The organism is Gracilibacillus marinus (genome assembly GCF_042651725.1).
GTDB classification, from domain to species: domain Bacteria; phylum Bacillota; class Bacilli; order Bacillales; family Amphibacillaceae; genus Gracilibacillus; species Gracilibacillus marinus.
This window is the reverse complement of the sequence record NZ_JBHSDV010000003.1, coordinates 242,255-256,463: the sequence shown is the minus strand read 5'-3', so window position 1 is coordinate 256,463 and position 14,209 is coordinate 242,255. Positions and strand designations below refer to the sequence as shown.

Genomic DNA, 14,209 nt, shown 5'->3' with positions numbered 1-14,209 from the left:
ATACCATTCCCCTTCCCATTATATTAAAGCAGGTCTTATGGACAGTTGAATCCCTTTTGGTGCATGTATTGTAACAGTGATGCCTCCTTCTGGAATAGTGATCCATCCTAGTCCTGGAAATACAATATCTGTCTTCTCATTTTTAATTTTAAATGTTTGTTTTGTTAATTGTGGTAACATCTCTAATGATTCTCTGTTCGGAGGATTTAATAACTCTCCAACATGTTTTGTGTAAAATTCATCTGCTTGATCTAATTTCGTGCGATGAATCATTAACTCATTTGAAAAATAACAAACAAAAGATTGTTTTAATCCTTTTTCAAAGTCAAATCGTGCGAATCCACCGAAGAATAGTGTTTGCTGCGCATTTAATTGATATATTTTAGGTTTTATTTCTTTTCTTGGTGTAATTATTTTCAAATCACTATCTGTGACATAGTGAACGATTTGTTGACGATTGACCACTCCCGGTGTGTCAAATAAAGCAGATTTTTCATCTAATGGAATCTGAATAAATCCTAACGTAGTTCCCGGAAAATAAGAAGTAGTAATTGCATCCTTAATTCCACTTGTACGGTTAATTAATTGATTAATAAATGTAGATTTACCAACATTCGTACATCCAACTACATACACATCTTTTTCACCACGATATGTATTAATAGCTTCTTCTACTTCATCAAAACCGTACCCTTTCACTGCAGATACTAAATACACATCTTGAATTTTTAATCCATACTCACTTGCTGTTTTCTTCATCCAATTAATCAGTTTATTTCTATTGGTTGATTTCGGTAATAAATCGACCTTATTACCAATTAATATAATCGGATTATTTCCTGTTAATCGTTGTAATCCACTAATAAAACTTCCATTAAAATCAAAAATATCGACAACTTTTACTACAAGACTATTTGTATCACTTATTTGATGAATCATTCGTAAATAATCATCATCCGAATAATCGACATCTTGAACTTCATTGTAATGTTTAAGCCTAAAACATCGTTGGCAAATCACTTGCTCATTATTCCATGCACTTTTTGGTAAAAATCCCGCTTTACTTTTATCTTCCGATTGTAAAGGGACGCCACATCCCTCACAATATACTGTCTGTTCCATATCTAATCCTCCCATGTTATCATGCCTTTCTTACGCATCCATTTCAGAATTCTTCGTTCCATCATTCTGTTAAATCGAGTTATTTTTCCATCAGTTTCTACAATAGGCACAACTAATATTGTAGAGAATCCAGCTCTATTTCCACCTAATACATCTGTCATTAATTGATCACCAATCACGACAATTTCATTTTTCTTTAACCCCATTTGTTTTGCAACACGTTTAAATGCATGTGTTAAAGGTTTTCGAGCACTGTATACATAGGAAGCTTCTAATGGTTCTGAAAATACTCGTACACGTTCCTTTTCATTATTTGAAATAATTGTTACTTTAATGTCGTTTTCTTTTAGAGCCTTGAACCATGTGAAGATTTCTGGAGTTGCATCTTTCACATCCCAAGCTACTAATGTATTATCTAGATCTGTAATCACACCTTTAATACCCATTTCTTTTAATTTTGCAGGTGTAATTTCAAATACTGACTTTACATGTTGATTCGGTAAAAAATATTTAAACAATGGTTGTCCACCTCTACTAATCATTTTCCGTAAGTATTTTGCGTCTTTACCTATGATAAACAATTTTCTAGGATTGTTCCACTAATTTGTGAAGAAAGGTCTATGTAGTCATAAATTACTAACTGTATGGTGTCGGAAACTATTACAATATGACAATTATTTGATAAAAATGCATTCTAATAATAAAATCGTTCGACAATTTATAACAAACTTTTTTCTGTGGATAACTTTATGCACAAAATACACACGCTACAAACAAACTTTCACACGCACTTACTCACAACAAATCCACAAGTTATACACACTGGTTGTAGATAACTCAGCACTTGTTCGTTCAACTATTTCATGCTAAAGTAACAATAATCACTCGAACTAAAGTATGTAAATTTACACTATTACCCTGTTAAGTGGAGGGACAAGCATTGGAAAATTTATCAGATGAGCTATTAATAGAGTCTTATCGGAAAGCGACTGAATTAGAACTGAGTTATGATTTTATTCGATTGATGGAAGAGGAATTAAAAAGAAGAGCACTATTAGATTGTTTGAGCCAAGCAAATTAATATATCGTTATATATAGAGAAGCAACTATTCTGTTGCTTCTCTTTTTTTAAATACTTTTAAAAGTTAGTTGTATATTTTTTTCTTTTAGTCGCGGACGATTAATTTTTTTTTTACTAATTATTTTAAATAGGATAAAACTCGTCAAAAAACTTTTATACAGTTGCTCTACTGTGCTCCGCCCTTGTATTTATGCATAAAATTAGATTAGAATAGAATAGGACATCTATTTTTTTGTTACGAACTTTAAAAAGATACATAAGGAGGATCATCATTAGATGTTATTTGCCGTATTTTTGCCAGCATTACTGGCGATTTTCATTCCATACTTAAGCAAATGGAAAGACAAAATACATACTGGCTTTTTTGTATTATTAGCACCATTAGCCATATTTATTTACTTTGTTTCATTTGTTGGAAAAGGATTTGAACCTGTAAAACAGAATTACAGTTGGATTCCTTCACTTAATATTGGACTTGATTTTCATTTAGATGGATTGAGTTTACTATTTGTTTTACTTATTAGTGGAATTGGTTCATTAGTGGCGTTTTACTCGATTTTTTACTTACACAAATCAGAACGGTTAGACCAATTTTACGTATACTTACTTTTATTTATGACCGCGATGTTTGGTGTCGTATTATCTGATAATGTCTATGTGCTTTACTCATTTTGGGAATTAACGTCTATTTCTTCATTTCTCTTAATTGGATATTGGAATTACAAAGAGCGTTCTAGATATGGTGCATTAAAATCCATGTTAATCACCGTTTTTGGTGGACTTAGTATGCTAGGTGGTTTCATATTATTAACTATCATTACTGGAACAACTAGTATCACAGAAATGATTGCTAATGCAGATGTTATTTTATCAAATGATTATTTTGGACTTATTTTAGGATTAGTCTTATTAGGTGCATTTACTAAATCTGCACAATTCCCATTTCACATTTGGTTACCTGATGCGATGGAGGCTCCTACTCCAGTAAGTGCATACTTACACTCAGCAACAATGGTAAAAGCGGGGATTTTCTTAGTTGCTAGATTCACACCTATTTTTTCTCAAAGCGAATGGTTTTTCGTATTTGTAAGTGGCATCGGTATCCTTACATTAATCTGGGGTTCTTATATGGCTGTTCGCCAAACAGACTTAAAGGGTATACTTGCATTTTCTACAATTAGTCAATTAGGTATGATTATGGCAATGCTTGGTTTTGGTACAAAGTTAGCAATATTTGCAGCTGTATTCCATATTTTAAATCATGCAACATTCAAAGGTAGCTTGTTCATGATTGCAGGTATTGTTGATCACGAAACAGGAACAAGAGATATTCGAAAACTTGGTGGACTTGCTACATTAATGCCAATCTCAGCAACACTGGCATTTTTCGGTACGTTCTCCATGGCTGGTGTTCCATTACCATTTTTAAATGGTTTTTATAGTAAGGAAATGTTCTTTGATGCAACAATCGAATTACAAGAATCATCCTTATTTATCGCCGAAATACTACGTCAAGCCATTCCTTATTTAGCTGTATTCGGTAGTATTTTTACATTTGTCTATTCTATGTATTTAGTTTTTGGGACATTTACTGGAAAAAAACAACTCGATAAGCTTGAAAAGGCACCACACGAAGCACCAATAGGTATGCTTATTTCACCTATAATTTTGGTGGTTGGAGTAATTGTGATTGGTATCTTCCCTAATTTGTTTAATGAGTCACTCATTGCACATGCTGCGGAATCCATTTATGGTGAGCCAATTGAAAAACATATCAAATATTGGCATGGTTTTATCACTCCGTTATACATGTCATTGATTGTCGTTATTCTTGGAGCTATTTTAGCGTATACTCGAAAATCGTGGAGTGCTGTTTATCGATTAGTACCAGGTAAATTGAGTTTTAATAAAGCCTACGATTATCTACTTGATCAAATAGAAAAAACTTCTGCGAAAATTACAAATACGTATATGAATGGTTCATTAAGACGTTACATGATTTTTATTTTGGTCACAATTATCGTCGTTACATTCAGCTTTATTGGGTTAACAAGTGGCTTTGCTCTTGATACAAGTGATATAGCAGAAATTACTATTCACGAAGTATTAATCGCCGTTGCCATGGCAATCGCTGCGGTTGCTACCATATTTACACGTAACAAGATTGCTGCAATTCTTATATTAGGTGTTGTTGGCTACGGATTAGCACTACTATTCGTTATTTACCGAGCACCTGATTTAGCATTGACACAATTAGTTGTAGAAACAATTACTGTTGCTCTATTTTTATTGTGTTTCTATCACTTACCAAATTTACGTGAACGAACAGATTCTAAACTAGAAAAATCGACTAATATTATTATTTCTGTTGCTTTTGGTGCATTAATGACAATTGTTGCAATTTCTGCACACAGTACAAAGTTATTCGACTCTATTTCAGAATATTTTATTGAGACTTCGTATAAACTTGGTGGCGGTAAAAATATTGTAAATGTAATCCTTGTCGATATGCGTGGGCTTGATACATTATTCGAGATAGTTGTATTAGGTATTGCTGCATTAGCTATATATACAATGATCAAATTACGTGTTAAAAAGAAGGGGGCAAAATAAATGGAGATTATTATGTCTATTCTTGCTGGTGTCCTCTTTACAACAGGTGTCTATAATCTATTACAAAAACAAATGCTCCGAATCATTATCGGAACAGCATTAATTTCACATGGTGCACACTTGTTTATATTAACAATGGGAAAATTAAAACGAGGAGCACCCCCAATACTTGATGATACAATTACTAATTATACGGATCCATTACCACAAGCGCTAATTTTGACATCTATTGTCATCAGTTTTGGTGTGACTAGCTTTTTATTAGTATTAGCGTATCGAGCTTCAAAAGAAAACGGAACAGATAATATGGATAAATTAAGGGGTAGTGAAAATGATTAGTAATTTAGTAGTATTGCCAATTGTTATTCCACTACTTGCAGCTGTCATAGCAATATTCTTGCATAGAAAATTGCCTATTGTAAGAATTTTTACACAAGTAGTGATTGCAATTAATCTATGTGTTGTTACATTTGTTTTATTTTATGTAAATCAAAATGGTACAGTGGTACTTGAGGCAGGAGATTGGGTGGCACCATTCGGTATTGTTCTCGTTGGAGACTTGTTATCTCTTTCTCTTGTGTTAACAACAAATATTGTTGCATTTGCTTGTAGTTTATATGCACCTAAATCATTAGATGAGGACAAAGAAGAATTTTATTTCTATACATTTTTCTTGTTATTAATTACTGGTGTATCAGGTGCATTTATGACAGGAGATTTGTTTAACTTATTTGTCTTTTTTGAAGTATTATTAATGGCTTCCTATGGATTGATTATTTTAGGCGGAGAACGCGTACAATTAAGAGAATCGATTAAGTACGTATTGATTAATTTATTTTCATCTATGTTGTTTGTTACAACTGTTGCATTTCTTTACTCTGTTGTCGGTACTGTCAATATGGCACAAATTGCCGAGCGTGTTGCAGAAGATGGACAATCAGGTATTTTAACTGGTATCGCAATATTGTTGTTCTTTGTTTTTGGTACAAAAGCAGCTTTATTCCCATTGTATTATTGGTTGCCTAAACCATATATTGTACCTAATCCTGTAATTTCTGCTTTATTTGGAGCATTGCTCACAAAAGTAGGTATCTACTCAATCCTTCGTGTATTCACAACGATTTTTCCACACGAAGAATCTGTTTTTCAATTCTTTATTTGGATTGCAGCACTCACTTTAATCTTTGGAACAATAGGAGCATTATCCACAAATAATATCAAGTTAATCATTGCTTATAATATAATCCCTGCAATTGGTTTCATGTTACTTGGGATTGGCGTTTTTAATGCGACAGGATTTAGTGGTTCTGTTTACTATCTAATTCAAGATATGCTTATTAAAGCAGCATTATTTTTATTAGTTGGAGCAATTAGTTATTTAGCTGGAACGAGTGACCTCCGAAAAATTCATGGGTTCATTCATCATTACCCACTACTTGGATGGTTATTCTTTATTTCCACATTTGTCTTAGCTGGTATTCCTCCATTTAGTGGTTTTATTGGAAAACTGTTATTAATTCAAGGCGCATTTGAAAGTGGAGAAATTGTTGTTGCATTAATCGGATTAGGTGCGAGTTTACTTATCCTACTATCTGTCATGAAAATATTTATTCGTGGCTTCTGGGGTGAAAAAGATGACTCTATTGTACCTGATCATAAGAAAGCACGTGGGTTTATCATTCCTATTGCTTTTCTTCTGTTCTTCAACGTATTATTAGGTGTCGGAGCAGAATGGTTCTATCCATCCATAGAATCAATTGGTAACTATTTATTAGACCCTACAAGCTACATCCAAACTGTATTAAAGGAGTAAAGCCAAATGCCACTTCAGATTATTTTAAATTTGATTATTGCACTGATGTGGATGTTTCTAAGTGAAAGTTATAACTTCCCTTCCTTTTTAACAGGATTTATTATCGGTGCGATATTACTATTTTTATTACGTCGATTTATTCCAGATGCATTTTATTTATATCGCGTCTGGAAAGTAATCAAACTTATTATCTTATTTTCAAAAGAATTATTACTTTCTAACATTGAAATTGTGAAATGGGTATACAAACCAGGTCGTGATTATAATCCTGGCATATTCGCCTTACCCACTGATTTAAAAAGCAACTGGGAGATTACCATGCTAACATCTCTTATTTCACTTACACCAGGTACCTTATCTGTCGCAATATCAGATAATAATGATGTGTTATATATTCATGCAATGGATATTGGTGATAAAGAAGAAGCCATTCGTGCGATCAAAGACACATTTGAAAAAGCAATCAAAGAGGTGACAAGATGAACTTAAATGAACTTGTTGAGATTGTTGCGATAATCTGTATGATTGTGATTACTATCTCCATTATATTGTTAGCTTATCGAGTGGTTAAAGGACCAACAAACCCTGATCGTGCTGTTGCTCTAGATGCTATCGGGATAAACTTAATGGCAATGGCTGGACTTGTTGCAATTATGCTTGTGACAACACGATTGAATGATGTAATCTTATTGATTGGGATTGTATTATTCATTGGAACCATTGCACTAGCAAAATACTTAGAAAAGGGTGTTATCATTGACAGAAAGCATGATTGAAGGGATTTTTGATATTATAGTCATTGTGCTACTAATTGTTGGTACATTCTTTATTTTCTCTGCAACAATTGGTGTCATTCGATTTCCTGACATTTATACACGATTACACGCTTCTACAAAAGCAGCTACACTCGGTATATCTGGTATTCTTATCGGTGCTTTTATATTCTTGTTTGTAGAACACGAAATAGTAAGTGGAAAATTAATTTTAGGAATTGTCTTCGTCTTACTTACTGCACCTGTATCTGCTCATATGATTGGTCGTGCAGCACACTCTTCAGGTGTAGAAGTTTGGACAAAAGATGGGGAACAACGAGATGAATATGCGAATGATAAGCAATAAAGGAACTCCTTTATTGCTTTTTATTTTTGACACAATGGACAAATTCATGACATATACTTAATAATATATAGGCGAATACCTACTATTGTTAGGAGGTGTGAGAATGTCCATATTACTTACTTTAATTGCATTGATGAAAGAAGCGCTTTTTTTTGTTGCCTATGTCAAAAACAATACCTTTCCTCAGCCACTTCCACCAGAAGAAGAAGCAAAATGTATTGAACAAATGAAACAAGGTGATGAGTATGCGCGAAACAAATTAATTGAGCATAATTTAAGACTTGTGGCACATATCGTAAAAAAGTTTGAAAATACGGGAGAAGATGTAGAAGATTTGATTTCTATTGGTACAATTGGATTAATCAAAGGGATTGAGAGCTATTCAAGTGATAAGGGAACAAAATTAGCAACATATGCAGCCAGATGTATTGAAAATGAAATTCTCATGCATTTACGTGCAATTAAAAAAACAAAGAAAGACGTGTCTTTACAAGATCCTATTGGGCAAGATAAGGAAGGTAACGAGATAAGTTTAATAGATATATTAGAAGCTGAAAACAATGATATTACAGAAGCAATTCAACTGCATATGGAATTAGAAAAAATACAAAAATACTTACGTGTACTTGATAAAAGAGAAAAAGAAGTATTGATTGCAAGGTTTGGTTTAGGAAATAAGGATGAATTAACACAGAGGGAAATTGCGAAAAAGCTAAAAATATCTCGAAGTTATGTCTCAAGAATTGAAAAAAGAGCATTAATGAAAGTTTTTCATGAATATTATCGAAATGAAGTGAAAAAATAATAAACAATTGTTCACACCAATTAACAATAAATCGAACTTTCCATTAATTATTATTTAGGAAAGTTCGATTTATTTATGTTCAACCTTAATTCTTAATGTAATTGGTATCTTTGATTACGTTAATAATCAAGTTCGCTGCATTTTCTGCTGCTGTTTTTAAAAACGCATCGAAAGAAACAGATGATTCTTTACCCGCTATATCTGATAATGCACGAATAATGACAAATGGTTTATCAAATTGATGACAAACTTGTGCTATTGCGGCTGCTTCCATCTCTGCTGCAATCATTTCCGGGAATTTCTCGCGTGCAAAAGCAACTTTCTCTTTATCTTGCATGAAGGAGTCGCTTGTTGAAATTAATCCTTTCATTACTTTTATATCATTTAATGCTTTCGTCGCAGCTATCGCATCATCGATTAGAACTGGATGTGCTTTATATCGTGCAGGCATTCCTGGTACTTGACCAAATGCATAATCAAATGCTGTTACATCTACATCATGATGTACTACTTCTGTAGAAATAACTATGTCTCCCACTTCTAAGTCTTGATGAAATCCGCCTGCTGAGCCTGTATTTATGATAAAATCTGGGTTGAAACGTTGAAAAAGTATGGAAGTAGACAATGCAGCATTCACTTTACCAATACCTGACTTTAAAAGTACAACGTCTTTATCTTCTAATTTCCCAATATAATATTCGCAATTTGCAATCACTTCTTTTTTCTCTACTATCATTTTATTTTTTAGAAGTTCAATTTCTTCATCCATTGCACCGATTATTCCAATCATCTAAATCCTCCTAATTTTCTGGTATATATTCAACCAATTCTTCTACTAAAGTCGGTTGCCAACCTTTTTCTTCAATCCATTGCAATTGCACGCGATAAATAGAATTTGGATTTGATTTAGACGTTATTGTAGCATTAACTGCTTGCTCTCCTGCCCTTCCAATCCAATTTACTATTTGATCGTCTACTGCTACGCCTGTTGCATATTCTACTGCTTGTAACATTTCTTTCCAGTCAACAGACTCTTCTTCAAATTGAATGGTATGTGGTCCTTCTTGTGTTGTCCCAATTGGTTGCCAATTTCCCTCATATGCTGCTCGCACATTTTCACTTTCTGATGGCACTTCATATGTTTCGATTTCTTGATCAGGCACTTCCAATTGAGTTTGTTCATCGGATTGATTCTCATTATCTGTTTCATTCTCCTCATTAGGAGCTTCTTCTTGCTGTCCATTCGTATCATCTTGTTCAGAATCATTGAATATTACGCTATCTTCTTCATTGTTATTGCTCTCATTTAAGACATTATCTGAAGCATTCTCACTATCATTGTCTTTGCTATCATTTCCACCAATAAGAAAAATAGCAAGAAGTACAATTACTAAAATACCAGCTATAATGCTTAAGTATGTAATTGCTTTCGTATTTTTTCTTTTTTTGTTGTACCTATCTGCTCGAGATGGTCCTCCATATTGATTTGGCATCACTCTCACCCTCCTAATTATATATTATACTAGAAATTAACTGATTCAAGCAAAGACAAAAAAATGATACGATATTACATTTTCGTTACATTATTTTTCTTATTTTGTCATATTTAAAGGACTTTGACCATATATATGGAATATATAATATAGAAATAAATTTATAAATAGGAGAGTGAGTATTGTTGCGTAGTATTACATTTAATAAAGAGCTTTGGAAATTATCTTCTTTTGAATCAATTAGTTATGATAAACAAAAGGAAATCTTATGGATTCATACATATGAAACGGACATACAATTTCACTCCATTGACGAACAACTATTGTTTAACTTCCTTATCGCCATCGATAAAGAAGGGTTTATTGAAAATAAATTAAAACCTACGTATTTAGTATCTTCTATTCATACATCTGCGTAAATCATATATTCATTCATCAAACAAGTTGAATAATATAAAAAGTGGTGCTATAGCAAGAAGCTAGAGGCACCACTTTTTATTAGTTTAAATAAAGTACCCGGAAACTTGGCAACTTCGCAAATCAACCATCAACATAGTAGACTTACCTCATGTGAAAACATGAGGTTTAGTCGCACTTGTACTGGTGAGTATAAGTCATCATCGATTCGCAAGCTCATCGTGATTCCTTTATTTCTGTTGATTTATTCCAGTTGCTACGTTTCTGAACGGGCGTTTTTGCTTTTGATTCGGCTAGCAAAAACGTCCAGAAACTAGACAACTTCACAAATCAACTATCAATAAGTCATCATCGATTCGCAAGCTCATCGTGATTCCTTTATTTCTGTTGATTTATTCCAGTTGCTACGTTTCTGAACGGACGTTTTTGCTTTTGATATTACTGTACGTTAATGATTTTTACTTGCATTTCTCCTGCTGGTGTTGGGACTGTTACTTCGTCTCCGATTTCTTTACCTAATAAACTTTTCGCAATTGGAGAATCATTTGATATTTTTCCTTCAAATGGGTCTGCTTCTGCACTACCAACTATTTGATATTCTTCATCTTCTCCATCTGGTAGTTCTTTGAATGTAACAGTTTTACCTAAAGATACGACATCTGGATTTTCTGTATCATTTTCAATGATTACGGCATTACGAATCATATTCTCAATTGTAGCAATTCGAGATTCTACAAATGCTTGTTCATCTTTTGCTGCATCATATTCTGAGTTCTCTGATAAATCTCCAAAGCCTCGAGCTATTTTGATACGCTCAACAACTTCTTGTCTTCTCTCTGTTTTTAAATATTGTAGTTCTTGTTCTAACTTTTCTTTTCCTTCTTCTGTCATATAATAACTTTTTTCTTCTGGCATTGTCCTACACTCCTCTTATCACATTATACCTATACGTGTTCATTTTATGAATGAATAATAAGTCTTCCTTATTATAAGGATATTCTATGAATAATTGCCAAAAATTATTGCTACATCCATATAATATATACTAACCATTACTATGGCAGATTTCTTATTTTTTTTCAATAGTTTTCTATTTAGATTGTGATGAAATGTTTTCATCCTGTAAAACTTTTTCAATCTTCGTTGCTAGAAGGTCAATTGCAACAGTATTTTGTCCACCTTCAGGTATGATGATATCTGCATAACGCTTTGATGGTTCGATAAATTGCAGATGTGCGGGTCTAACTGTCTGAATATATTGGTTAATTACGGAATCAATAGAGCGACCTCTTTCTTGTATATCGCGAAGCAACCTTCTAATAATTCTTAAATCTGCGTCAGTATCGACAAATACTTTAATATCCATTAATTCAGTCAGTCTTGCATCATCAAGTATCAAAATTCCTTCAATTATGATGACATCTTTTGGCTCGATTCGAATAACCTCAGATGATCTTGTATGAAGTGCATAGTCATACACCGGTTTATCCACTGGTTTTAATTGTAGTAATTGTTCAATATGTTCAATTAACAAGTCATTATCAAATGCTAAGGGATGATCATAGTTTGTCTGTAACCTCTCTTCCATCGGGAGATGAGATTGGTCCTTATAGTAAAAGTCTTGTTCAATTATAAGCACAGATTGATCATGAAATTGATTCTGAATAGATCGTGTAACAGAAGTCTTCCCAGATCCAGATCCTCCTGCTACTCCTATAATGATTGGTTTTTTCTTTGTCATACGTTCAATACTCCTTTATTTCTTTTGGAACAGTTATTGCAACACCATCACCAATCGGAAAAATGGTTGTGGTATAATCAGGATGATTTACTAACCACTGGTTGTATCTATCAATTTTTTCTGCAATTTTTTTTAATCGTTTCGTCTCGGCAGATTCAGTTGCTACATAGCCACGAAATAAAACATTATCTGTTATAATAATGCCATTTTTTGATAGCATTTGTTCATAGAGCATAAAGAATTTCTCATATTGCCCTTTCGCTGCATCAATGAAAATAAGATCAAAAGGACCATATGCTTTTACATCTGCTACTACTTCTAACGCATCACCAAATAGTTGTATAATCTGATTTTCTTTTTCTTGCTTTTCGATATTGTTTTTTGCCCTCTGAAACATGTTTTTGTCTCGCTCTATCGTTACAATTTTCATAGCATCATGTACGGATGCCATTCTTAGTGCTGAATAACCTATTGCAGTTCCAATCTCTAATACTTTACTAGGTTTCTGCATACGAATTAATTGTGTTAAAAAGGCAATCCCTACTTTATCCATTATAGGGACATTATGCTCCTTTGCTTCTTGTTCGATATCATGAATCCATTCCTCATTAGGGTTGTTTAATTTATTGATATAGTGGATTACATTTTCTTCAATCATATCTTGTCCTTCTTTCATGGTAAAAGCAGGGTAAATTACTCCCCTGCTCAAAAATACTTTATGTTTTATAATATAAATAAATCGCTTTTTATTCTTGTGGTTGGGAATGGATATATTCTGCTTCCTTCGCTTGGTGCTCTTCGTAAGTTGTGGAGTAATATACATTCCCTTCACGATCTGCTAAGAAATAAAAGTAATTTGAATCATCAGGCTGTAATACGGATTCAAGAGCACTCTCACCAAAATTGGATATTGGTCCAATTGGTAATCCATTTACATGATACGTATTATATGGTGATTCAATTTCATAATCAGCATATGTTAATCTTGAAATATGTTCCCCATGTGCATATATTACTGTTGGATCAGTCTGTAAAGGCATGCCGTCAGCTAATCTGTTATAAAAAACACCTGCAATAAGTGCCCGGTCATCACTTGAGGGCGCTTCTTCTTCCACTAATGAAGCAAAAGTTAAAATTTCATGCACAGTCATTTCATTTTCATCTATTTTTTCTTTATATGTTGCTACAACATCATTCGTTTTATCCAACATCTTAGTCACAATTGTTTCTATATCTGGTTCTTTGACATAGAATTCATATGTTGCAGGAAACAAATAACCTTCTAATGGGTAACGAATATCCTCATGTAGTATTTCATTCGTAAGTAATGATGGATACGTATCAATCAATGTCTGAATATATGTATCATCATTCATTTTATCGAGAAATTCTTGCTCATTCACACCAGCTTTTTCTGCATAAACAGCTACTATTTCTTCAATATTACGCCCTTCTGGGATAGTCACACGTAAAACTGGTTCATCAAATACTGCACCTGTTTGAAGTTCTGATGTAATTTCTGCAAGAGTCATGGATGGGGACAATGTATAATCTCCCGCTTGAAAATCTGCTACATTGTTAAATTTCACATAAAAGCGATAAATCAGTTTATTATGAATTAGTCCTTCATCCTCTAAAATTGTTGCTATATCTGAAGTACTTGAACCAAGAGGTATATTAACTTCTACTTCCTTCGTGCTGTCTATATCAACAGGTGATAAGCCTTCTTTCACATAGTTATATCCACTATAACCACCAATGGCAATCGTAGCTATAAGAATGATAAAAATAATGATAAAAATTCTTCTAGCAATACTTGCTTCACGTCCACGCTCTTTTACAATATCACGATATGTAATTTTCTTTTTATTTTTTTTTGAATCGTTGGTACCTTCAGTCATCAGGCATCCCCCTTTCACCCGATTAATTATACTACAAATTAATCAATATCGAAACAAATCTAAACAAAATGTAAGAATTTGCAGAAATACTTGCCGATATCTGC

The 14,209-nt window shown here is 33.2% G+C and carries 17 protein-coding genes; 9 read left to right on the top strand and 8 right to left on the bottom strand.

From position 1 onward, the window contains the following. Positions 1–18 precede the first annotated feature (18 nt). Together yqeH and ACFOZ1_RS11515 are read right to left on the bottom strand one after the other, a co-directional pair. Entirely contained in the window at positions 19–1,122 is a 1,104-nt protein-coding gene (yqeH, locus tag ACFOZ1_RS11520) for a ribosome biogenesis GTPase YqeH (protein WP_390199427.1), read from the bottom strand. A 2-nt stretch (positions 1,123–1,124) separates the two neighbouring features. Beyond that, positions 1,125–1,694 (bottom strand): YqeG family HAD IIIA-type phosphatase, encoded by a 570-nt coding sequence (locus ACFOZ1_RS11515; protein WP_390199749.1) that lies wholly within the window; start codon positions 1,692–1,694, stop codon positions 1,125–1,127. 368 nt (positions 1,695–2,062) lie between these two features. On the opposite strand from ACFOZ1_RS11515, the gene sda reads away from it, so the two are divergent. From sda to sigK, 8 genes are all read left to right on the top strand, one after another. Then, positions 2,063–2,203, top strand: coding sequence for a sporulation histidine kinase inhibitor Sda (sda, locus tag ACFOZ1_RS11510; protein ID WP_390199425.1), 141 nt, complete (start codon positions 2,063–2,065; stop codon positions 2,201–2,203). Between the two features lie 276 nt (positions 2,204–2,479). Beyond that, a complete protein-coding gene (locus ACFOZ1_RS11505; protein ID WP_390199423.1) occupies positions 2,480–4,816 on the top strand; it encodes a Na+/H+ antiporter subunit A in 2,337 nt (778 codons plus the stop codon). Then, positions 4,817–5,155, top strand: a complete 339-nt coding sequence (locus ACFOZ1_RS11500) for a Na(+)/H(+) antiporter subunit C (protein ID WP_390199421.1) — start codon at positions 4,817–4,819, stop codon at positions 5,153–5,155. Next, a complete protein-coding gene (locus tag ACFOZ1_RS11495) occupies positions 5,151–6,629 on the top strand; it encodes a Na+/H+ antiporter subunit D (protein ID WP_390199747.1) in 1,479 nt (492 codons plus the stop codon). The genes ACFOZ1_RS11500 and ACFOZ1_RS11495 overlap by 5 nt, the downstream gene beginning before the upstream one ends. Positions 6,630–6,635: 6 nt before the next feature. Beyond that, positions 6,636–7,112: a Na+/H+ antiporter subunit E gene (locus ACFOZ1_RS11490; protein ID WP_390199420.1), complete on the top strand. Its 477-nt coding sequence runs from the start codon at positions 6,636–6,638 to the stop codon at positions 7,110–7,112. Next, the gene (locus ACFOZ1_RS11485) at positions 7,109–7,405 is read left to right on the top strand and encodes a Na(+)/H(+) antiporter subunit F1 (protein ID WP_390199418.1); all 297 of its coding nucleotides are present in this window, start codon (positions 7,109–7,111) and stop codon (positions 7,403–7,405) included. The genes ACFOZ1_RS11490 and ACFOZ1_RS11485 overlap by 4 nt, the downstream gene beginning before the upstream one ends. Further along, positions 7,386–7,748 carry a monovalent cation/H(+) antiporter subunit G gene (gene mnhG, locus ACFOZ1_RS11480; protein WP_390199416.1) on the top strand — a complete coding sequence of 121 codons (363 nt, stop codon included), beginning with the start codon at positions 7,386–7,388 and terminating at the stop codon, positions 7,746–7,748. Before ACFOZ1_RS11485 ends, mnhG begins: the two co-directional genes overlap by 20 nt. A 103-nt stretch (positions 7,749–7,851) precedes the next feature. Further along, positions 7,852–8,553: an RNA polymerase sporulation sigma factor SigK gene (gene sigK / locus ACFOZ1_RS11475; RefSeq protein WP_390199415.1), complete on the top strand. Its 702-nt coding sequence runs from the start codon at positions 7,852–7,854 to the stop codon at positions 8,551–8,553. A gap of 85 nt (positions 8,554–8,638) precedes the next feature. Here sigK and mtnN read toward each other — a convergent pair whose 3' ends face one another. After that, complete coding sequence (mtnN, locus tag ACFOZ1_RS11470) at positions 8,639–9,343, bottom strand: 5'-methylthioadenosine/S-adenosylhomocysteine nucleosidase (protein WP_390199413.1); 705 nt, start codon at positions 9,341–9,343, stop codon at positions 8,639–8,641. Between the two features lie 10 nt (positions 9,344–9,353). Then, positions 9,354–10,046 carry a YrrS family protein gene (locus tag ACFOZ1_RS11465; RefSeq protein ID WP_390199411.1) on the bottom strand — a complete coding sequence of 231 codons (693 nt, stop codon included), beginning with the start codon at positions 10,044–10,046 and terminating at the stop codon, positions 9,354–9,356. A 182-nt stretch (positions 10,047–10,228) separates the two neighbouring features. Here ACFOZ1_RS11465 and ACFOZ1_RS11460 point away from each other — a divergent pair, with 182 nt between their 5' ends. Then, positions 10,229–10,465 (top strand): hypothetical protein, encoded by a 237-nt coding sequence (locus ACFOZ1_RS11460; RefSeq protein ID WP_390199409.1) that lies wholly within the window; start codon positions 10,229–10,231, stop codon positions 10,463–10,465. A gap of 436 nt (positions 10,466–10,901) precedes the next feature. On the opposite strand, the gene greA is transcribed toward ACFOZ1_RS11460, so the two are convergent. From greA to mltG, 4 genes are all read right to left on the bottom strand, one after another. Beyond that, positions 10,902–11,378, bottom strand: coding sequence for a transcription elongation factor GreA (greA, locus tag ACFOZ1_RS11455; RefSeq protein WP_390199407.1), 477 nt, complete (start codon positions 11,376–11,378; stop codon positions 10,902–10,904). Between the two features lie 175 nt (positions 11,379–11,553). Continuing rightward, complete coding sequence (gene udk / locus ACFOZ1_RS11450) at positions 11,554–12,204, bottom strand: uridine kinase (RefSeq protein ID WP_390199405.1); 651 nt, start codon at positions 12,202–12,204, stop codon at positions 11,554–11,556. Between the two features lie 4 nt (positions 12,205–12,208). Further along, positions 12,209–12,862 carry an O-methyltransferase gene (locus ACFOZ1_RS11445; RefSeq protein ID WP_390199403.1) on the bottom strand — a complete coding sequence of 218 codons (654 nt, stop codon included), beginning with the start codon at positions 12,860–12,862 and terminating at the stop codon, positions 12,209–12,211. Positions 12,863–12,950: 88 nt separating this feature from the next. Continuing rightward, complete coding sequence (mltG, locus tag ACFOZ1_RS11440; protein WP_390199402.1) at positions 12,951–14,105, bottom strand: endolytic transglycosylase MltG; 1,155 nt, start codon at positions 14,103–14,105, stop codon at positions 12,951–12,953. Positions 14,106–14,209: the final 104 nt, after the last annotated feature.

Coding starts and splice junctions, on each gene's coding strand:
- ACFOZ1_RS11465 (WP_390199411.1), bottom strand. CDS start 10,046: ATGCCAAATCAATATGGAGGACCATCTCGAGCAGATAGGTACAACAAA.
- ACFOZ1_RS11485 (WP_390199418.1), top strand. CDS start 7,109: ATGAACTTAAATGAACTTGTTGAGATTGTTGCGATAATCTGTATGATT.
- ACFOZ1_RS11500 (WP_390199421.1), top strand. CDS start 4,817: ATGGAGATTATTATGTCTATTCTTGCTGGTGTCCTCTTTACAACAGGT.
- mltG (WP_390199402.1), bottom strand. CDS start 14,105: ATGACTGAAGGTACCAACGATTCAAAAAAAAATAAAAAGAAAATTACA.
- ACFOZ1_RS11505 (WP_390199423.1), top strand. CDS start 2,480: ATGTTATTTGCCGTATTTTTGCCAGCATTACTGGCGATTTTCATTCCA.
- sigK (WP_390199415.1), top strand. CDS start 7,852: ATGTCCATATTACTTACTTTAATTGCATTGATGAAAGAAGCGCTTTTT.
- mtnN (WP_390199413.1), bottom strand. CDS start 9,343: ATGATTGGAATAATCGGTGCAATGGATGAAGAAATTGAACTTCTAAAA.
- greA (WP_390199407.1), bottom strand. CDS start 11,378: ATGCCAGAAGAAAAAAGTTATTATATGACAGAAGAAGGAAAAGAAAAG.
- yqeH (WP_390199427.1), bottom strand. CDS start 1,122: ATGGAACAGACAGTATATTGTGAGGGATGTGGCGTCCCTTTACAATCG.
- ACFOZ1_RS11490 (WP_390199420.1), top strand. CDS start 6,636: ATGCCACTTCAGATTATTTTAAATTTGATTATTGCACTGATGTGGATG.
- udk (WP_390199405.1), bottom strand. CDS start 12,204: ATGACAAAGAAAAAACCAATCATTATAGGAGTAGCAGGAGGATCTGGA.
- ACFOZ1_RS11445 (WP_390199403.1), bottom strand. CDS start 12,862: ATGATTGAAGAAAATGTAATCCACTATATCAATAAATTAAACAACCCT.